Below are 19,896 nucleotides of genomic sequence, written 5' to 3'. Positions count from 1 at the left end.
GAGGTAGGTCGATGTCGCCAGTCCAATCAGGGGGTAAGGCAATGAGTTTTTCCGGCGGCCGAAAGAAGGTCGAGGCGATCAGCGCGCAGGCGATGAGAAAAACGTCGACGCCCGATGCCTTTCCACTCAGGACTGTATTGGTGATCCCGGCAAGAGGAGGAGCACACGGCCGACCCACGTCGAGCGCGTCGATAGCGCGGGCACCGCCAGGAAAACTGCGTCGATAGAAAGGTAAGAAAAGTCGGCCAGATGTGTTCGCTGACAGCTCAATAGACATAGAGCGGATAGAACGGCTGCTTGGAAGCAACGACAAGCGCGATCAGGTTGCGGGCCGCCATCGGATCATCATGAGCAGCATAAGCCGCGACTCGTTCCTGGATTTTTTGAACCGGGTCACGGAGATCGCGCGTTCATGTCGGGCGGAGGAGATAGTGGCTCACACCCCATTCCTCGCCGCCGTAATACCCGAATAGTCCCGCGGTCGCCTGGTAAAAGAGACGCCATCGCCGCCGCCAGAGCGCCGCATCGGCCCCGTAAACGTCGTCGAATATGCGATCGATCCGCTCGCGATTCTGGTCGAAACGCGCGAGCCAATCTATGGCCGTCTTCTGATAGTGAAGACCGTTCCACCGCCAGTCGTGTTCAACGACGAAGTAGTCAGGAAAACGCCGAATCAGGCCATGGCTCGGCATAATGCCGCCGGTGAAGAAATGCCGCGCAATCCAGTCCGCGTCGTTTCCGTGGTCGAACCGATAGGGGCTGCGCCGGTGGCTGAAGACATGTACGAACAGCCGCCCTCGCGGTGTGAGCCATGTCCTGATCCGTTCCAGCAGAGTGCGCCAGTTCGACATGTGCTCGAACATCTCGACCGAGACAATCCTGTCGTATGTGCCGTCGGGATTGAAGGTGTTCATGTCGGCGGTGACGACACGAACATTGCCGAGGCCGCGGACGGCCGCCTCTGCCTCGATATAAAGCCGCTGCGGCTTTGAATTCGAGACGGCGGTGATGGTGGCGCTGGGAAATCGCTCCGCCATGAACAATGTCAAGGAGCCCCAGCCGCAGCCTAGCTCCAGGATGGATTGGCCATCGGCAAGGCCGGCATGCGCAATCGTCTCCTCCAACGCCAGACGCTCGGCCTCTTCGATGGTCTCCCCTCCGGTTGGATAGAGGCAGCAGGAATATTTGCGCCGCGGACCAAGCGTCAGGGCGAAGAACTCGAGAGGCAGTTCATAATGCTGCGCATTGGCGGCATCGGCATGTTCGGCGATCGGACGCGCGGCCATCGCCTGCGCGAAATCGCCTTCCTCGTTTTCGGAGGCACCGGCAAGTGTTCTTCTCGTGCGCTGGACCAGCAACCCAATGCCCGCCCGAGTCACTGGGTCGGGGAGCGGAATGCGTTCCACAGCGCGGATTGCCGAGGACATCAGGCTCATCGGGACTCCTCAACATCGGTGGATGCGACGGCGGCGGCCCACGGACGCGGCCAGAATGCGCTGACCCGCCGCTGATAGTCCCGGAACGCCGCGCCGCGCGAGCGCAGCATATGCGCCTCAAGCGGCGGAATACCGGAGACATGGGCCAGCAGCCAGTACATCAGCAACGGCCCGGCGAAGGCCAGCGCGCCCCACCGATATGAACCCGCCGGATCGATGGCGATAACGGCATAAGCGAGCCAGCCGAGCCATTCGAAGAAATAGTTCGGGTGGCGGGACACACTCCAAAGCCCGATGTCGCAAACCTTGCCGCCGTTACCGCGATCGGTGCGAAAGGCAGACAGCTGCCGATCGGCGATCGTTTCTCCGGCGACCGCCACGATCAGGATGGTAATTCCGAGCCAGTCGAACGCCCCGAGGCCGGGCGCGGGATTGTGGGCGGCTATCATGATTGAGAGGACGAGTACCGCGGCGGCCAAGGCCTGGATTTGCAGGAACCAGAACAAGCGGGATTCGAAGGCGCTTCCCCACTGTCGGCGCAATTGCTGATAGCGAGGATCCTCGCCGCCGCGCGCGGTGCGCGCTGAGATGTGGATGCCGAGGCGCAGCGACCATGACAGTGCCAGCAGCGCCACGAGCGCCTGCCGCGCTGAGATCTCGCGCCAGTCGAGGACAAGGAGGGCCCCGGCCGCGCCGAACACGCCGGTCGCGAAAGACCAAATCGCGTCGATCCAGCCCGATCGGCCGGTCCGAATAGCAACCCTCCAGGCAACGGCCATCGTCGCCGAAAGGCATGCCGCGAGAATAACGATTGCGCCGATCATCACTACGCACTCATCTTCATACGTTGCGCCGACCATTGTCGGCTACGCCTACTTCTTCACGATCAGGCTCAAAATCCTACGACCGGACGCAGGAGACGTCCTAGGATGCCATGGAGGCGCGTATCGCCTTCTAGCGCCGCGAGACACACGCATTCCGCTTCCTGTCCCACGACGGGCCTGTGGTCGACGTCATCGCCGGCCTCGTCGAGATCGCCCGGAACATATCGCCCCCGCGCATCCGACAGCGATCCGGTCAGGATCTGGGTGAACTCCGTACCGCTATGCCCATGGGCGGGTAGGCGAAGTCCTGCCTTGCCCTTGAGCAGCATGACCTTGGCGCCCGGGCTGCCGGGAATCTTGACCTTGCTCCACCTGAAGCCCGGCCCGAGCCATCTCCACGGACCGATTTCACAGCCTTGTATCGCCCGGGGAAGTTCGATCCCCAGCACCGGCGGCCTTCTCCTGAGCGCTTCCCTTCGATTCGAACGGGAGGGGCGGTCAGCCTCAAGCCGTTTCAGGGTGCGTGCGAACAGGTCAGGCGCAAGCGGTGCCGGCGCCATCCCGTTCAGGATCGCGCCCCCGACGGCCTCGAATCGAGCGAGACGATCACGACAAACGGAACATCCTTCGAGATGGACGGATACGACCAGCGCGGGTCCCGCGCCCAACGTGCCGGCGGCAAGGCGCAGAAGCGTTTCGTCGCTAGGGTGATGGCTGATCGTCATCTATCGCCATCCAGCAAGGTGCGCAGCCGGCTCAGTGCAAGCCGTAGACGAGATTTCACGGTGCCAAGTGGAATACCGAGTTCGCGAGCGATCTCAGGATGCGGCTTCTCGGCAAAGAATGAAAGCCTCACGACGGTCGCCTGTTCGTCCGGAAGGACTTTCAACGCCTTCCGAACCTCTTCCTCACGTTCCGCCGTAAGCGCGATGGCCTCGCCTGACGGCGGCATGTCGGGTTCGTCGCTTGGGTCCACGACGTGATCCGCCTCGCGGGCGCGCGTGCGGCGTAGACGGTCTATCCGCCGGTTACGGGCAATAGTAAACACCCATGTCGCAACGCCAGCGCGGCCGGGATCGAAACCGGACGCCTTGCGCCACACCGCGACCATCACCTCTTGAGTCACCTCCTCGGCGACACCATCGGCAAGGCCGGACCGAACAAGAAAACTTTTCACACGCGGCGCGAAATGGGCGAAGAGCCGGGCGAACGCACTCCGGTCCTGGGTCCGCGCAACGGCATCCACCAGGCGAATCAGGTCCTCGGGACAAGGCAGCGCCTCCTTTTGCCAGTCCTTTTTCAAAAGAAAGAGCCTAGCTGGCCGGTGGGATTGCTGCCTGCGTCCGCTTTCAAGATGTCGATATTCAGCATTCATTTGCCCTTCATACGCTTGGCCGCCGCAAGCGGATCACTGCATCGAGTGATCTATTGGGCGCTGGATTGCGTAAATATCAGCAGTTTGGCGCACGAAAGGAATTCCTTTTGGCGCGCGGAGGGAAATCCTTTGACGGAAAAGATACCGGTCACGCGTGGAATGAGCGGCCCTGATGGCGAGACGGACGCTGGCGCAAGGCTCGACATCGCCGTTGTCGGAAGCGGCATCTCCGGCCTGTCAGCTGCCTGGCTTCTATCAAAAAGACATCGCGTCGTCCTTTATGAGGCCGAAGGCCGACTCGGCGGTCACAGCCATACCGTCGATGCAGCGGGGCTCGCGGTCGATACCGGTTTCATCGTCTTCAATGAAGCCACCTACCCAAACCTGACCGCGCTTTTTGATCATATCGGCGTTGCCACCGAACGGTCCGACATGTCGTTTGCCGTTTCGCTCGACGACGGCAGGCTCGAATATTCAGGGACTGGCCTGCTCGGTCTCTTCGCGCAAGGCCGAAACGCGATCAGCCCGCGCTTCTGGAGGATGCTGCGCGATCTTGTGCGCTTCTATCGCGAGGCGCCGCGCAACGCTGCGGCTTTGGGCTTGATGACGCTCGATGAATATCTGGACGCGGCCGGCTATGGCGAAGGATTCCGAAACGATCACCTTTATCCGATGGCGGCCGCCATCTGGTCCACGCCTGCCGCTCAGATCGGGGCCTATCCGGCGGCTTCATTCATCCGATTCTGCGAGACACACGGCCTCCTGAAACTCTCCGGACGCCCAATCTGGCGAACCGTGACCGGTGGGAGTCGATCCTATGTGCGGGTGCTAGCCGATGCCATACCCGAAGTGATTACCAATCACCCCGTCAAGACGATCGTTCGCACCGGGAATGGCGTCGAGATCATCGGGCCTGACGGTCATCGCCGCGTTTTTGATCGGGTTGTAATCGCAACCCACGCGGATCAGGCGCTCGAAATCCTTGCCGAGCCCGATGACGAGGAACGGCGCCTGCTCGGTGCCTTTGGCTATATCGACAACGATGCCGTCCTGCATTCGGATTCCCGGCTGATGCCGCGTCGCCGCCGGGTCTGGTCCAGTTGGAACTACATGACCGTAAACGACGATGACCGCCGCAGGCTCGCCGTGACCTATTGGATGAACCGCCTCCAGAACATCGAGAGCGAACGGCCACTGTTCGTGACGCTCAATCCCCATCGGGAGATCGCGCCCGATGTGACCCTTAGGCGCTTGCGCTACAGGCATCCCCGGTTTGATGCCGAGGCGATGGAAGCGCAGAACGAGCTTTGGTCGCTCCAAGGCAGGCGCGACACGTGGTTCTGCGGGGCCTATTTCGGCGCTGGCTTTCACGAGGATGGATTGCAGGCGGGACTGGCTGTGGCGGAAGCCATCGGCCGCGCAAGGCGGCCATGGACGGTCGCCGGCGAGTCCGCCCGTATCCGTATCCATGCGCCTGCTTCGGCCATGCATGAGATGGAGGCGGCCTGATGCCGGGCCTTCATTCGGCCCTCTACGCCGGCTCGGTCATGCATCATCGTATGCGGCCGAAACAGCACCGGCTTCGCTACAGCGTCTTTTACCTGCTTATCGATCTCGATGAAGTCGATGAGCTGGCAGGCAGGCTGCGCCTGTTCTCGCACAATCGCTTCAACCTGTTCAGCTTCCATGATCGAGATCACGGCATAGGTGCGGCCGCGTCGCCGCGTGACAGGATCGAACGGCATTTGCGGGAAGCCGGCATCGAAGCCGGCGGCGCGATCCGATTGCTCACCATGCCGCGCATTTTGGGATACGCATTCAATCCGCTCAGCATCTATTTCTGTTACAAGCGGGACAGCTCGCTTTCGGCGATCTTCTATGAGGTCAACAACACTTTCGGTCAGCGTCACAACTATCTCATTCCGGTGGCCCCCGACGCGCGCCTCCCGATCCGACAGGAGAGCCGCAAATCATTTTATGTCTCCCCTTTCCTGAGCATCGACATGGTCTATTCCTTTTCCGTCACGCCACCGGAGAAGGATTTGGCGGTTTCGGTCATCGGCCGCGATGCACAGGGACCGCTGATCGTCGCCAAACTCGCCGCAACCCGCCGGGATCTGACCGACGCGGCGCTTACGCGCGCTTTTTGCGCCTATCCGCTGCTAACTCTGAAGGTGATCGCCGGCATTTACTGGGAGGCGTTGCTGATCCGGCTCAAGGGAATTCGCCTGCATGATCGCCCGTCTCCGCCCGACCGAACGGTCACGCTCGGCCGCAACATCGCACCCGGCGGTGGCCACTCCGTGAAGGACACGACGAGTGTCTGCTAATAGCCAAGTCCGTGCGCGTCGGGGGCGTGGATGGTTTCCGCGAACGAACCGAAGGCCTGGATGAGCGAATTCGCCAGCGGTTTCACGTCCCGTCGCGGCAGCGCGCGAAACAGCACCAGCTCCATCAGTTCGTAGTCGCTCAGCGCCTCGGCGCCGACGGCGCGGAAGCGGTCACGCAGGCGCTCGCGATGGCCGTGATAATGCGGCGTTTCGGAGAGGCCGTGCAGGCGATCGTTCGGAGACGGTGGCATGCGAACTCTCTGATGCGTATTCGCAGCATGCCGTGGGAGTGGGCAATTGCAACTTAAAAGTGATTTCTCTCCGCCCCTCAGGGTGCGGAGCGCGCTCTTGCGCGTGTCTCGAACCATGAGATCGTGACACACGGTACTTTCCGCCATCCTTCGAGACGCGCCCGGCAGCTGCTCCTCGGGATGAGGGACGGAGAAGCGAGATCCTGAGTTGAACGCGGGATGTCCCGAGCAAAAGCAGTCAAAAAGCGCCCCAGACCACTTTATGAGCCAGACTCTCAGGATGGAGGCGGAGTCATCAGGTCGCTGCCGGCGCCTTTTCGTTATGCCGCTTCGACAGCGTGAACACTTCGACGCCGGTTTCGGTCACGCCGACCGTATGTTCGAATTGCGCTGACAGCGAGCGGTCACGGGTCACCGCGGTCCAGCCGTCAGACAGCACCTTCACATGCGGCTTGCCGAGATTGATCATCGGCTCGATGGTGAAGAACATGCCGGGCTTCAGCTTCACGCCTTCGCCGGGGCGGCCGACATGGATAATGTTCGGCTCGTCGTGGAACAGGCGGCCAAGACCGTGACCACAGAAGTCACGCACCACGCTCATGCCCTGCGGTTCGACAAAACTCTGGATCGCATGGCCAATATCGCCGGTGGTGGCGCCGGGCTTCACCGCCGCGATGCCGCGCATCATGGACTCGTAGGTTACTTCGACCAGGCGCTCGGCCTTGCGCGGCAGCTGGCCGACGCCGTACATGCGGCTTGAGTCGCCGTACCAGCCATCGACGATGAAGGTAACGTCGATATTGACGATGTCGCCTTCCTTCAGCGCGCGCGCTTCCGGCATGCCGTGGCAGACCACATGGTTGATCGAGGTGCATGTCGAAAAGCGATAGCCGCGATACATCAGGGTCGCCGGAAAGGCGCCGTGGCTGAAGGCGAATTCGCGCACGAAAGCGTCGATTGCCGAGGTCATCAGGCCAGGCTTCACCAGATCCGTCAGCGCATCCAGACATTCCGAGACCAGCGTCCCGGCCTTGCGCATGCCGGCAAAGGCGGAAGCGCCGTGCAGCTTTATCTGCCCGGTCTTGCGCAGGGCGGTGTCGGTGGCGTCGATATAGCTCATCGGGAAATCTGGTTCTGTGACAATGGGATGATAGGCCCCAATCTAATGATCGGGACGCTCAGTGCAAGCCAAAGCTGCCCTTCAGGCGTCTCATGGCTGGTCGGCACGATACCGACAAGTTACGGGTCTATCGGCACTTTTCCGGCAAGCACGATGCTGCTGTGATCGATCCTGCACCTATAGGCCAGTACTTCGACGCCGGCGGCGCGGGCCTTGTCGAAGGCACGGCCGTAGGTCGGATCGATGTCGCGGGCGACGGCGACCCGCTGGCTCGAGCCGATCTGCACGACGAACAGCAGCACGGCGCGGGCGCCGAGCGCCACCATGGCCGCGAGTTCCTCCAGATGCCGCGCGCCGCGGGCGGTGACGGAATCCGGGAATTCGGCCAAACCCCTTGTTCGCATCAAATGGACATTCTTGACCTCGAGGTAGCAGGGGGGCCGGTCGGGATGTTCCAGCAGGAAATCGACACGGGATGCCGCACCGTATTTCACTTCGCGGCGGATCGTGGCGTAGCCCGCCAGTTCCGGGATTGCGCCATCCGCCAGTGCCTCGGCGACAATGGCATTGGGGTGGATGGTGTTTACGCCGACCAGTTCCGGCCCATTGCCGAAATCAGCCTCCACCAGCTCCCACGAATGAGGCAGTTTTCGCGTCTTGCTCGGCGATAGCGATAGCCAGACTTTTGCGCCCGGCGCCTGCAGGCCGGTCATGGCTCCGGGATTGGCCACATGCGCGGTGATCGCGCTGCCATCCGTCAGTTCGACATCGGCGAGGAAGCGCTTATAGCGGCGGATCAGCGTCGCCGGCACCAGGCCCTGGGGAAGCTTCATCGGCTCATTCCGGCTCGGGTGCGGCCTCGGTGATCGTTTCCACCGGTAGCGCGCCGCCGCGGATCTTGATCTCGCGCACCGGATAGGGAACGCGAATGCCCTCACGCTTGAAGGCGTCCCACAGCGCCTGCATCACCTCGCTCTTGACGGCGTCCATGCCGTCCGGCGAATCGATCCAGAAGGTCAGCGAGAACCGCATCCCCGTTTCGGCGAAGTCGCCGAGCAGGCAGTTCGGCGGCTTCACCGTCGAGGCGCGGGGCGATGCGGCTGCACAAGCGATGGCCAGCTTGCAGACGAGGCGGGGATCGGCGTCGTAGTTGGTGCCGAAATTCACCTTCACCAGCGTGTCCTTGTTCGTATAGGTCCAGTTCACCACTTTCTTGGTGATGAGGTCCTCATTGGGAATCAGGAATTCGCGGCCGTCACCGGCGGCGACCGAGATATAGCGCGTATTCATCGCGCTGATGCGTCCGGAGCTGTCGCCGATGGTGACGAGATCGCCGGGCTTTACCGATTTGTCGGCGAGCAGGATCACGCCGCTGATGAAATTGGAGACGATTTTCTGCAGGCCGAAGCCGATGCCGACGCCGACCGCGCCGGAGAACACTGCGAGTGCGGCGAGATTGATCCCGACCGCACCCATCACCAGCGCGACGGCGAATACCATCATCAGCAGGCGGACTAGCTTGGTGAGCAGCACCTGCACCGATGGCGTGAGATCGTGCGATTGGCGGATCCGTCCTTCGAGGAAATTACTGATAATATTTGCCACCCACAGCGCCACCGCGAGCAGCACGGCCAGCTTGATGACCAGCAAAGGGGTTAGCCTGAGGCCGCCCAGTTCGATTCCGGGACCATCGAGGAAAGTGAGGGTGGGCTGTAGCAGGCCGAGAATGCTGAGTGCCGCCACCAACCAGGCGGAGATCGACACGAGACGCACGATGAGTGGATTGTGGATGATGCTCGTCACCAGCCGGATCACCAGCCAGGCCAGAGCCATTTTGGCGGCGACGGCGAGCAGGTAGCTGCGGCCTGGCAGGGTTGCGGCCAGCATGCCCTCGCGGGCCACGATGGTCAGGACGGCAAACGCCGCCGTCGATATGCTTTCGACCAGAACGCGGATGAACATGCGCAGCGGCGCCGGCCATCCCATCACCAGCGATGTCAGATCTATGCGCGACCGCGCCAGCGCGCCGATGCCGGCGGCGATGCCGGCCGCAGCCAGCAACACGGCGCATTGCAGATAGAACCATGGCGAGGCGAACTCCGTGCCCAGCGATTTCGCCGTTTCGAGGACGGCCGTATGAGCGTCGGTCAGGTCGAACATCGTGGTCTCATCTCGGAGGGGCGGTGTCGGTGGATATTTGATTCGAGCACCGGCTAGATTCACACAGCCGTTATGGCCGCGCCATTGCCGGCGTTGCCGTGATGCCACCAAAATCGCAGCAATTATGCCTGCGGCTCAACCTTGGGCAGAAATCGTTTGGCGTCACGGAAGCGCGACGATAAGCATGGAATTGCAAGCGTTTCCGCCTCTGGAGCCACATGGACTCACTCGATTCAGTCAGTATCGCGATCCTGCTCGGCGCCGTTCTGGTGATGGCCGGCATCCTGTCGAGCTTGCTTGCGCTGCGTTTCGGCGCGCCACTGCTGTTGTTCTTCCTCTTCATCGGCATTGCGGCCGGTGAGGCCGGGCCGGGTGGCCTGCAGTTCAACGACGTGAAGACGGCCTATGTGGTTGGTTCGGTATCGCTCGCGCTGATCCTGTTCGATGGCGGGTTGAAGACGCATTTCAAGGCGATCCAGACGGTGCTGGCGCCGTCCATGATGCTGGCAACGGTGGGCGTATTGCTGACGGCGCTAATCACTGCACCGGTGGCCAAATATGCGCTCGGCATGGGCTGGATCGAAGGTCTGCTGACGGGCGCCGTGATCGCCTCGACCGATGCGGCGGCCGTCTTCCTGCTGGTGCATGCGCAGGGTCTGCGCCTGCGTCCGCGCGTTGGTGCCGCGCTGGAAGTGGAATCCGGTACCAATGATCCGTTCGCGGTATTTCTCACCCTGACACTGGTGAAGCTGCTGTCGCTCGGCGATGCCTCCGCCGGCCATGTTGCGGTGGAATTCCTGCAGGAATCCGTACTCGGCACTGTCATTGGCATGATCGGTGGCGTGTTGGTGGTAACGGCGATGAACCGCGTGGCGTTGCCACAGGGGCTGCATGCGCCGTTTGTCTGCACGGCAGCGCTGGTGATCTTCGGCCTGGCTCAGATCGCCCACGCATCGGGCTTTCTTGCCGTCTATCTCGCCGGCATGGTGATCGGTAACCGGCCGACCCGCGCGCACAATTCGGTGGTCGCCTTTCTCGACGCCGCCACCTGGCTGGCGCAGATCGTGATGTTCGTGATGCTGGGGCTGCTGGTGTCGCCGGACCGGCTTCTGGGCAGCATCCTTCCGGCGATCGCCGTTGCTGTCGTGTTGATGGTGGTGGCGCGGCCGCTCGCCGTCTTTCTCTGCCTGCAACCGTTTCGCTTCAATTGGCGTGAGAAGGCCTTCGTCTCCTGGGTCGGTCTGCGCGGCGCGGTGGCGATCTTTCTGGCCTCGATCCCGATGCTGGTCGGCCTGCCCAAGGCTCATCTTTATTTCGATGTCGCCTTCGTCGTCGTCATCATCTCGCTGCTGTTGCAAGGCTGGACGCTTGGTTACGCCGCGCGTCTGCTACATGTCGCCCTGCCGCGCACCGATCGCGGCCCACGCCGCGTGGAGCTGGATTTGCCCGGTCAGCTCGAGCAGCAACTCGTCGGATATTCGGTGCGGCCCAAGAGTCTTTACCTGAAGCGCGGACTCATCCCGTCCTGGTCGAAGCCCACACTGGTGATCCGTGACGAGCACATCCTGACGCCGGAGGAGGCAGCTCCGGTGACTGCCGGAGACTATCTCTATCTTCTCGCACCGCCGGAAAAGGCCGAGGCGCTGGATCGCTTCTTCGTCGATATGCCGCCGGTGGCTGCACCCGATCCGCATCTGCTCGGCGATTTCATGGTCCCTGGCGAAACCACGCTCGGCGATCTCGCGGCGGTGTACGGTATCGCCATCGACCCGGCACAGGCACAGCTCACCTTGGCTGATTATTTCGATATCCATCTCGATCACGCGCCGAAAGTCGGCTCGGCCTTGCCAATCGATAGTATCGATCTCGTGGCACGCAGCCTCAGCGGTGGCCGCGTCAATGTGGTCGGCCTGCGTCTGCCGGAGGATGAGCCTGAGCCGTTGCCGCGTTTGAGCCGGGCAGCGATGTTTCGTGGCAGGCTGAAGCGGACCCTGTCGGGATTGTCGAGGGCGTGAAGCAAGACGCTCTCTTTCTCGCTGTCATCGTCCGACTTGATCGGGCGATCCAGTAAACGACGTCGAATGAGAAACGCACTTATGCTTGTGTCTACTGGGTTACCCGCTTTCGCGGGTAACGACAGATGGAGCGCATTCGCCTACGCCGCCGGCACCCAGCGCGACAGCACATCCGTGCCGCCATGGGCGGCGACCCGTCCCTCTTTGAGCAGCACGACATTCTTTGCCAGTTGCCGCATCTCGTCGGCATCGTGGCTGACCAGCACCATCGGCACATCGCCTTCGTCACGCAGGCGGATCAGATAGGGCATGATTTCCGCTTTGCGCGCTTCGTCCAGCGCGCCCATCGGTTCATCGAGCAGCAGCAGTCGCGGCTTTGCCAGCAGAGCGCGGCCGAGCGCCACGCGCTGGCGTTCGCCGCCGGAGAGACCGCCGGGGCGGCGCATCATCAGATGGCTGATGTCGAGCATGTCGGTGATGCGCTTTTCGTCGACGTCGTCGCGGTTGAGGAAATTCATGCGACGGCCGTAATCGAGATTCTGCGCGACGTTGAGATGCGGAAACAAGCGCGCATCCTGAAACACATAACCGATCCGGCGGCGAAAGACGGGCAGGTCGATGCACCTGCTGCGGTCGTAGAGCACCGCTTTGTCGACGGCGATGAGACCTCGATCCGGCGTCACCAGACCGGCGATCATGCTGACCAGCGAGGTCTTGCCTGCGCCGGAGGCGCCGAACAGGCCGGTGACGCGGCCTTCGCTGGTAAAGGCGACGTCGAGGGAGAAATTGCCCAGCTGTTTGAAGACTTCGACGCGCAGCATGTCAGTTTCCGTGCAGTCGTTTGGTCGCCCGCCGTGCGAACCATTCGGACAGGAACAACGCGACGATGGCAATGCCGATCGAAATCAGAACCAGCCTCGATGCGGCGGCATCGCCGTCCGGCGTCTGCAACAGCGAGTAGATCGCCGAGGAAATCGTCTGGGTTTCGCCTGGGATGTTGGAGACGAACGTGATGGTCGCGCCGAATTCGCCGATCGCCTTGGCGAAACCGAGCACCATGCCGGCGAGAACGCCCGGTAATGCCAGCGGCAGCGTCACGGTGACGAAGACTTTCAGCGGCGAGGCACCGAGCGTGCTGGCGGCCTGCTCCAGGCGGCGGTCGACCGCTTCGATGGACAGCCGGATCGGGCGTACCAGCAGCGGAAATGACATCACGCCGCAAGCCAGGGCGGCCCCGGTCCAGCGAAAGGCGAAGACGACTCCGAAATGTTCAGCGAGAAACGAGCCGAGCACGCCGCGCTTACCGAGCATCACGAGCAATAGATAACCTGTGACGACAGGTGGCAGCACCAGCGGCAGATAGATCATGGCGTCGACGAAGGCCTTACCCCAGAAATCACGCCGCGCGAGCAACCACGCCACGGCGATGCCGAGCGGGGTCGAGATCAAGGTCGCAATCACGGCGACCCTGATCGAAAGCAGGATGGCCGTCCATTCTTCCGGCGTAATGTCGAACATCTGCATCATTGCTCCGTCATCGCGAGCGTTGCGAAGCAATCCAGCTCTTCTCTCATGAATTCTGGATTGCTTCGTCGTTTCGCTCCTCGCAATAACGGCTGAACTCAGGTCGTCGGGCTGACCAGGAAGGTGAAGCCGTATTTTTCCATGATGGCTTTCGACGCCGAGCCCTTCAGGAAGGCGAGATAGTCGGCGGCTTCGGTCTTGGCGGTGGTTGTGGCCGCAACAGGATAGATGACCGCCGGATGCGATTCAGCCGGGAAAGTGCCGATCACCTTCACGCCGGGATCGACCTTGGCGTCCGTGGAGTAGACGATGCCGATCGGCGCTTCGCCGCGCGACACCAGCGTCAGCGCCGCGCGCACGCTCTCTGCCATGGCAAATTTCGGCTCGGCTGCGGTCCAGCTGCCGAGCTTCTCCAGCGCGGCCTTGGCATATTTGCCGACCGGCACGGACTTCACGTCGCCGGTGGCGATCTTGCCGTCGCCGGCAAGCTTGGCGAGATCGAAGCCCTGGCCGATCTTGACGTCGCCGAGCTTGGAGTCCTTGGCGGCGATCAGCACGATGCTGTTGCCGAGCAGGCTCGCGCGGGTGGATTCATTGATGGTCTTCTTGCCCACCGCATAGTCCATCCATTCCATGTCGGCAGAGATGAAGATGTCGGCCGGCGCCCCCTGTTCGATCTGCTTGGCGAGAACCGAACTCGCGGCATAGCTGGAAGCGACCTTGACACCGGTCCTGGCGGTGTAGGCGGCGTTCACTTCGTCCAGCGCGTTCTTCATGGATGCGGCGGCAAACACGGTCAGGGCCTTGTCCTGTGCTTGCGCAGGCGTGAAACTTGATCCGAGCAGGATTGAGAAAGCGGCGAAAAGTCCGGCAAAGCGATTCATGGTGGCGCTCCATGCGTGAGCGCAGCGCAAATGGCGCGCGGCTCAGGCGTGATAGGGTGAGAGATGCGACAGGCGGAAGCGCCGTTCCGGCAATCCCGGGGGACTTACGGTCCATCCGGAATATCGCAAGGTAACAATACTCACGGTAATCTGAGCGGTAAAGTGCCCGTGCGCTATTCGGCGGGCAGCACGGCCAGGCTGATGCTGTTCTCGGCTGCGCCGGAGATCTGCACGGCGAAGGGACCGCCGGAGAGATCGAACTTCACCGTCTTGCGGATACCCTCGCAATCGGTAGCGCCGCTGAATTCCATCGGCTTGAGTTGTTCGCCGTCCTGGATCACGTCGACCCAGGCGCCGGAGGACAGGCTGATTGTATAAGCGCCGGCTTTGGGCGGGCCCTTGAACTTCACGAAGCCGGCAAATGTGCCGTCTTTCGGCTTGCGCTCGGGGGTGCGAGGCAGCTTCGCCTCAGTCGGAATCCTGAGCTCCAGCACCGCTTTTGCGGGGATTGCGAGTTCGTTTCCTGAGGCAACCTTGAGGCGGTCTTGTGACGTCAGTGCGGCACGCTCCTTGTCGACCGGCCACTTGAACTTGTCGCAGCCGCTCGGCTCGGCGGCCCATGTTGGCGCCGGGCTTAGCAGCACAAGCGCGACAATCAGACGCGCATACATGATCAATCTACCGCGATCATGACGTCGGAGGCCTTCACGACCACGACGACCTTGCCGCCGACCTTGAGGGCTAGATCGTCCACAGCTTCGTTCGTGATCGAGGAGGTCATGATCTGGCCGCCGCCGATATCGACCCGCACATGGGAGGTGGTGGCGCCCTTGGTCACGTCGAGGACGGTACCCTTGATCTGGTTGCGTGCACTGATGCGCATGGTCGGCTTCCTGTGGGGACTATGGTGCGTTCAAGACCTGCCGGCAAGCATCCGGCATTTGCGCCAACGTCATCGGCGGCTTGGGTTTCGGCGGGACCGGTGGCGGCTTGGGATGCAGCACGGCATCGCTGAACCAGTAAGCGAGATCGCTGACCGCGCAGCCCTCGCCTTCATGCGGCGGGGGCTGGGATTCGCAATCGGTGGCGCCTGCAGGGCATTTGATGCGGATGTGGAAGTGATAATCGTGACCGTACATCGGCCGGACTTTCGACAGCCAGCTACGGTCGCCCTTGGCTTCGCGGCACAGCGCCTTCTTGATGGCGGCATTGACGAAGATGCGCTCCACCGCGGGTTCCTGCGCCGCCGCGCGGATCACGGGCAGATGGCTCGGGGTCCATGTGCCTGGATCGATGTCGAGGCGATCCTTGCGCACCATCATCACCGCTGACATTTCCTCGCGCTCGTTGCGCGAGAGCTGCCGGTTCGGCATCGGCGTCAGCCAGATGTCGGCGTCGAGGCCGATCTGATGGCTGGCATGGCCGGTGAGCATCGGGCCGCCGCGCGGTTGCGACATGTCGCCGACCAGGATGCCCGGCCAGCCTGCGATCCTGTTGGCCTTGGCCGAGAGGCGCTCGATGAGCTCGATCAACTGCGGATGCGCCCAGTTGCGATTGCGCGACAGCCGCATCACCTGCCAGGTCGGGCCGTTCAGCGGCAGCGCCTCGGCACCGGCGATGCAACCCTTGGCGTAGAAGCCGATCACCTGCGGTGCCGAGCGGGTCGGCAGCATCTTGCGGCCGAACAGTTCCTTGGCCGGGGTGGCGGGATCAAGGGGATTGGCGAGCGGCGGCAGCGGCTTGGGATCGACCGAGCCCTTGGTCTGCGCCAGCGCGGGGGCGGAGACCAGGGCGAGTGGCAGAACAAGGCTGAGAATCAGGCGCAGGCTCATGGCGGGACTATAGCCCAGGCAAGCGACAAGTCAGCGCCTGGGCGAAGGCGCACCCGCAAGCTCGCCTACTGTTTACGGCGCGTTCACCTTCCGCGCGTGTGGCGGAAATTTTTGCGTCGGGCTTCATTTGCATGTCAGAAGGTGGCTAAAGCCGCGATACCGATCATTTTCCCGCCGATGCTTCAGATTGAAACGCATTCGACATGGGATTTAACGCCTTATTAGTGCTCTGCGTCCGTGCATGCCCGTTGTGTGTGCAGACGTCGCGGTCATGCGCGCAACGATTGCGGTAATAGCATGCGCGACTTATGCGCCAATTGATACCGTTTCTTCAGAGACTTCGGGCACAGGATACGCACGCAGAATGCGAGTACGATCTCGATGCCGAAAGACCGGCCCATCAAGACTGGACTGAAGGCATCGCACAGACCGCGCTTCGATCGCGCGAAGGCCGGTGCCAAGAAGCCCATTGCAGCCGCGCCGAAACACATCGGCGTGACAGGAGAACTTGCACGCCAACGCGCGCAGGTACAGGCGGCCATCGTCGATGCCCGCAAGTCCCATGAGCGCTTGCGCGAGGCGATCGATATCCTGCCGCAGGGCATCGTGTTTCTGGATTCCGAAGGGCGTTACATCCTCTGGAACAAGAAATATGCGGAGATCTACAATCGCAGCTCCGATCAATTTGTGCCGGGCGCCAGACTGCAGGACACGATCCGTGTCGGCGTTGAACGCGGGGACTATCCGGAAGCGGCCGGCCGCGAAGACGAATGGATCGCCGAGCGCGTCGAGAAGCTGTTCCACCCCACGGGGCGCCATGAGCAGAGACTGGCCGACGGCCGCGTCGTCCTGATCGAGGAGCGGCTGACCAAAGACGGCGGCGTCGTCGGCCTGCGCGTCGATATCACCGAATTGAAACAGCGCGAGGCGTCGTTTCGACTGCTGTTCGAAAGCAATCCGGTGCCGATGATCGTTTGCGCTCTCGCGGACGAGCGCATTCTCAGCGTCAACGACGCGGCGGCAGAGCACTATGGTTATTCGCGGAGCGAATTCGAGAAGCTGACGATTCGCCAGCTGCAGGCCTTCGAGGCTTCGCCGCCATGGGCGGGCGACCATGCGACGGACGAACAGGCGGCGCGCACCTGGAAACACGTCAAGGCCGATGGCGAGCTGATCGATCTCGCGATCTATTCGCGCCAGCTCGTCTATAACGATCAGCCGGCGGTGATGCTGGCGCTGATGGATATCACCGAACGCAAGCGCGCCGAGATGCGCCTCGCTTTCATGGCGCATCACGATGCGCTCACGGGCCTGCCCAACCGTAATCTGTTGCGGCAGCGCCTCGACGAGACACTGTCGCATAGCCGCCGCAGCGGCGAAAAGCTCGCGGTGCTGTTTCTCGGCCTCGACAATTTCAAGGGCGTCAACGACTCGCTCGGTCATGGGATAGGCGACAAGCTGCTGCGCGGCGTCGCGCGGCGGCTGCGATCCACCCTGCGCGAAGAGGATGCGCTGGCGCGTCTGAATTCGGACGAATTTGCGATCATCCAGACCGGCATTCACCGTCCCGAGGATGCCGCATTGCTGGCGCGTCGCCTGCTCGACGCGATCGGCGAGACGTTCCTGCTCGACGGCCATTCGGTGGTGATCGGCGCCAGCGTCGGTATTGCCATGGCGCCGGGCGATGGCGACGAATCCGAGCGGCTGCTGAAGAATGCCGACATGGCGCTGTCGCGTGCCAAGAATGATACGCGTGGCACGTTCAGCTTCTTCGAGACCGGCATGGACGCGCGCGCGCAGGCACGCCGCAAGATCGAGAACGATCTGCGGGCCGCGATTCAGGACGACCAGTTGCGGCCCTATTACCAGCCCCTGATCGATCTCAAGACCGGCCGCATTACCGGCTGCGAGGCGCTGGTGCGCTGGCCGCATCCCGAGCATGGCATGATCTCGCCCGGCGATTTCATTCCCGTTGCGGAGGACACGGGCCTCATCAATGCGCTCGGCACGCAGATCCTGCGCCGCGCCTGCAACGATGCCGCACGCTGGCCGGACGAGGTGCGCGTGGCCGTCAATCTGTCGCCGCTGCAATTCCGCGTCGGCAATCTGCTGTCGGTCGTGATGGATGCGCTGAAGCATTCCGGCCTGCCGCCGCGCCGGCTCGAGCTGGAAATCACCGAGACGCTGCTGCTGGAAAAGAGCAATCAGGTGCTGGCGACGCTGCATGCGCTGCGCTCGCTCGGGGTGCGCATCTCGATGGACGATTTCGGTACGGGTTATTCTTCGTTGAGCTATCTGCGCAGCTTCCCGTTCGACAAGATCAAGATCGATCAGTCCTTCGTGCGCGATCTCGGCGCCAACCGCGATGCGCAGGCGATCGTGAGTTCGATCATCAATCTCGGCATGGGCCTCGGTGTGACCATCACGGCCGAAGGTGTCGAGACCGAAGCCGAGCTGGCCTGTCTGCGCCACGAGGGCTGTCACGAAGGCCAAGGTTTCCTGTTCAGCCGTGCGCGGCCGAATGCGGAGATCGAGGAATTGCTGCGGGTGCAAGCGACGATGGGCGTCGATACGGTGCGCGCGCAGGTCGCCTAGGGCACAGGTCTTGATCGAAGCGTGTCCCGGATGCGGTGCAGCGCTCTTCGCGCTGCTCCGCAGGGCCGGGACCGTACCAAACGCCGGCGTTCGTGATGGTCCCGGCTCTGCGAAGCGGCACTTCGCGCCGCATCGCGTCCGGGACACGAAGCTTTCAATCCTGTCTCAGTCCTTCTTCACATAGGGACAATTGCCGTCCTTCATCGGCCGGAACACCTGGTCGCCGGGAACTTCCGCGAGGACCTTGTAGTAGTCCCATGGATATTTCGACTCTTCCGGCTTCTTCACTTCCAGCAGGAACATGCTGTGCACCATGCGGCCGTCCTCGCGCAGCACGCCGTTGTCGGTGAAGGCATCGCGGATCGGCATTTCGCGCATCTTGGTCAGCACCGGCTTGGTGGCGCGGGTACCTGCCGCCTGCACGGACTTCAGGTAATGCAGCACGCCGCTATAGGTCGCGGCCTGATTCATGGTCGGCATCCGCTTCATCTTGTCGAAGAACTTCTTGCCGAAGGCGCGGGTACGGTCGTTGAGGTCCCAGTAATAGGCCTCGGTGATGATCAGGCCCTGCGCCATCTTGAGGCCGAGCGAGTGGATGTCCGAGATGAACATCACGATGCCGGCGAGCTTCTGGCCGCCGGCGACGATGCCGAATTCGGAGGCCTGCTTGATGGTGTTGATGGTGTCGCCGCCGCCATTGGCCATGCCGACGATTTTTGCCTTCGATGACTGCGCCTGCAGCAGGAAGGACGAGAAGTCCGCGGTGTTGAGCGGATGCTTGGAGCTGCCGACGATCTTGCCGCCGGCCTTGCGGATTACATCGCCAGTGTCGCGTTCGATGGAGTGTCCGAACAGATAATCGGCCGTGATGAAGTACCAGCTGTCGCCGCCCTGCTTGACGATGGCGCTCCCGACGGTCTGCGCATTGCCATAGGTGTCGTAGGTCCAGTGTGCCGTGTAGGGCGAGCAGGATTTACCGGTGATGTCCGACGACGCCGCATCTGTGACGATCATGATCTTCTCGAACTGCTTCGACATCTCCATCGCGGCAAGCGCAGTGGCCGAGGTCGGCAGGTCGATGATCATGTCGACATTCTCGGCCTCGTACCATTTGCGGGCGATGGTGGCGGCCATGTCGGCTTTGTTCAGCGGATCGGCGGTGACCAGCTCGATCGGCTTGCCGAACATCTGGCCGCCGAACTCCTCGATGGCGATCTTGGCTGCCTCGACGTTGCCCTGGCCGCCGATATCGGCATAGACCGAGGCGAAATCGGCGATGACGCCGATCTTGAGCGGTAGCGTGTTGGTCTGCTGGGCCAGTACGGAAGTGCCGAAAAACAGCGAAACAGCAAGCGTCGTCGCTGCCAGCGCGCGATGCGCAGTCATGAAATCCCTCCCCAAATTTTCGAACGCGCCGTTTTCGGCGTCGTGGGAGCAGAATGAGGGGAGGAGGGCAGGGAGGCAAGAGGGGAATGCGGGTGGCGCGCCGCAGCCGTCATTACGAGCATTGACGAATTGTCATGGCCAATTCGTTAGGTTAAGCAATCCGG

18 protein-coding genes and 1 pseudogene are annotated in these 19,896 nt (G+C 62.3%); 4 read left to right on the top strand and 15 right to left on the bottom strand.

Going from position 1 to position 19,896, the window contains the following annotated elements; translation table 11 throughout:
- Nucleotides 1-410: 410 nt before the first annotated feature.
- The 4 genes from E0H22_RS23455 to E0H22_RS23440 form a co-directional block, all read right to left on the bottom strand.
- Nucleotides 411-1,436 carry an SAM-dependent methyltransferase gene (locus tag E0H22_RS23455; RefSeq protein ID WP_233023347.1) on the bottom strand — a complete coding sequence of 342 codons (1,026 nt, stop codon included), beginning with the start codon at nt 1,434-1,436 and terminating at the stop codon, nt 411-413.
- On the bottom strand, nt 1,433-2,260 hold the full coding sequence (locus E0H22_RS23450) for a DUF1295 domain-containing protein (protein WP_233023346.1): 828 nt from the start codon (nt 2,258-2,260) through the stop codon (nt 1,433-1,435). Before E0H22_RS23450 ends, E0H22_RS23455 begins: the two co-directional genes overlap by 4 nt.
- 68 nt (nt 2,261-2,328) lie before the next feature.
- Nucleotides 2,329-2,985: a ChrR family anti-sigma-E factor gene (locus tag E0H22_RS23445; RefSeq protein WP_233023345.1), complete on the bottom strand. Its 657-nt coding sequence runs from the start codon at nt 2,983-2,985 to the stop codon at nt 2,329-2,331.
- Nucleotides 2,982-3,635 carry a sigma-70 family RNA polymerase sigma factor gene (locus E0H22_RS23440; RefSeq protein ID WP_347340812.1) on the bottom strand — a complete coding sequence of 218 codons (654 nt, stop codon included), beginning with the start codon at nt 3,633-3,635 and terminating at the stop codon, nt 2,982-2,984. Before E0H22_RS23440 ends, E0H22_RS23445 begins: the two co-directional genes overlap by 4 nt.
- Before the next feature lie 159 nt (nt 3,636-3,794).
- Between E0H22_RS23440 and E0H22_RS23435 the strand changes: the two genes are divergently transcribed.
- A complete protein-coding gene (locus tag E0H22_RS23435; RefSeq protein ID WP_233026514.1) occupies nt 3,795-5,144 on the top strand; it encodes an NAD(P)/FAD-dependent oxidoreductase in 1,350 nt (449 codons plus the stop codon).
- Nucleotides 5,144-5,965 carry a DUF1365 domain-containing protein gene (locus E0H22_RS23430; protein ID WP_233023344.1) on the top strand — a complete coding sequence of 274 codons (822 nt, stop codon included), beginning with the start codon at nt 5,144-5,146 and terminating at the stop codon, nt 5,963-5,965. The genes E0H22_RS23435 and E0H22_RS23430 overlap by 1 nt, the downstream gene beginning before the upstream one ends.
- Nucleotides 5,966-5,979: 14 nt before the next feature.
- Here E0H22_RS23430 and E0H22_RS23425 read toward each other — a convergent pair.
- From E0H22_RS23425 to E0H22_RS23410, 4 genes and pseudogenes are all read right to left on the bottom strand, one after another.
- Nucleotides 5,980-6,216, bottom strand: a pseudogene (locus E0H22_RS23425) (RadC family protein); the annotation flags it as partial.
- Nucleotides 6,217-6,511: 295 nt separating this feature from the next.
- A complete protein-coding gene (gene map / locus E0H22_RS23420; RefSeq protein WP_233023343.1) occupies nt 6,512-7,336 on the bottom strand; it encodes a type I methionyl aminopeptidase in 825 nt (274 codons plus the stop codon).
- Nucleotides 7,337-7,455: 119 nt separating this feature from the next.
- Nucleotides 7,456-8,169: a DNA/RNA nuclease SfsA gene (gene sfsA, locus E0H22_RS23415; protein ID WP_233023342.1), complete on the bottom strand. Its 714-nt coding sequence runs from the start codon at nt 8,167-8,169 to the stop codon at nt 7,456-7,458.
- 4 nt (nt 8,170-8,173) lie between these two features.
- On the bottom strand, nt 8,174-9,496 hold the full coding sequence (locus tag E0H22_RS23410) for a mechanosensitive ion channel family protein (protein WP_233023341.1): 1,323 nt from the start codon (nt 9,494-9,496) through the stop codon (nt 8,174-8,176).
- A 218-nt stretch (nt 9,497-9,714) separates the two neighbouring features.
- Between E0H22_RS23410 and E0H22_RS23405 the strand changes: the two genes are divergently transcribed.
- Nucleotides 9,715-11,511 carry a potassium/proton antiporter gene (locus E0H22_RS23405; RefSeq protein ID WP_233023340.1) on the top strand — a complete coding sequence of 599 codons (1,797 nt, stop codon included), beginning with the start codon at nt 9,715-9,717 and terminating at the stop codon, nt 11,509-11,511.
- A 140-nt stretch (nt 11,512-11,651) separates the two neighbouring features.
- Here E0H22_RS23405 and modC read toward each other — a convergent pair whose 3' ends face one another.
- From modC to mepA, 6 genes are all read right to left on the bottom strand, one after another.
- The gene (modC, locus tag E0H22_RS23400) at nt 11,652-12,332 is read right to left on the bottom strand and encodes a molybdenum ABC transporter ATP-binding protein (RefSeq protein WP_233023339.1); all 681 of its coding nucleotides are present in this window, start codon (nt 12,330-12,332) and stop codon (nt 11,652-11,654) included.
- 1 nt (nt 12,333) lies between these two features.
- A complete protein-coding gene (gene modB, locus E0H22_RS23395) occupies nt 12,334-13,029 on the bottom strand; it encodes a molybdate ABC transporter permease subunit (protein ID WP_233026512.1) in 696 nt (231 codons plus the stop codon).
- A gap of 104 nt (nt 13,030-13,133) precedes the next feature.
- A complete protein-coding gene (gene modA, locus E0H22_RS23390; protein WP_233023338.1) occupies nt 13,134-13,919 on the bottom strand; it encodes a molybdate ABC transporter substrate-binding protein in 786 nt (261 codons plus the stop codon).
- Nucleotides 13,920-14,092: 173 nt separating this feature from the next.
- Nucleotides 14,093-14,590, bottom strand: a complete 498-nt coding sequence (locus E0H22_RS23385; RefSeq protein ID WP_233023337.1) for a hypothetical protein — start codon at nt 14,588-14,590, stop codon at nt 14,093-14,095.
- Nucleotides 14,591-14,592: 2 nt separating this feature from the next.
- Nucleotides 14,593-14,802, bottom strand: a complete 210-nt coding sequence (locus tag E0H22_RS23380) for a TOBE domain-containing protein (protein WP_233023336.1) — start codon at nt 14,800-14,802, stop codon at nt 14,593-14,595.
- Nucleotides 14,803-14,821: 19 nt separating this feature from the next.
- On the bottom strand, nt 14,822-15,751 hold the full coding sequence (mepA, locus tag E0H22_RS23375; protein ID WP_233023335.1) for a penicillin-insensitive murein endopeptidase: 930 nt from the start codon (nt 15,749-15,751) through the stop codon (nt 14,822-14,824).
- A gap of 381 nt (nt 15,752-16,132) precedes the next feature.
- Between mepA and E0H22_RS23370 the strand changes: the two genes are divergently transcribed.
- The gene (locus tag E0H22_RS23370; RefSeq protein ID WP_233023334.1) at nt 16,133-18,346 is read left to right on the top strand and encodes a putative bifunctional diguanylate cyclase/phosphodiesterase; all 2,214 of its coding nucleotides are present in this window, start codon (nt 16,133-16,135) and stop codon (nt 18,344-18,346) included.
- Nucleotides 18,347-18,511: 165 nt separating this feature from the next.
- Here the strand turns inward: E0H22_RS23370 and E0H22_RS23365 are convergent, their stop codons facing one another.
- Nucleotides 18,512-19,732 (bottom strand): ABC transporter substrate-binding protein, encoded by a 1,221-nt coding sequence (locus E0H22_RS23365; protein ID WP_233023333.1) that lies wholly within the window; start codon nt 19,730-19,732, stop codon nt 18,512-18,514.
- Nucleotides 19,733-19,896: the final 164 nt, after the last annotated feature.

It is taken from the genome of Rhodopseudomonas boonkerdii (assembly GCF_021184025.1).
GTDB lineage: Bacteria > Pseudomonadota > Alphaproteobacteria > Rhizobiales > Xanthobacteraceae > Tardiphaga > Tardiphaga boonkerdii.
The sequence above is the reverse complement of the archived record's forward strand: the minus strand, read 5'-3'. Positions and strand labels throughout refer to the sequence as shown.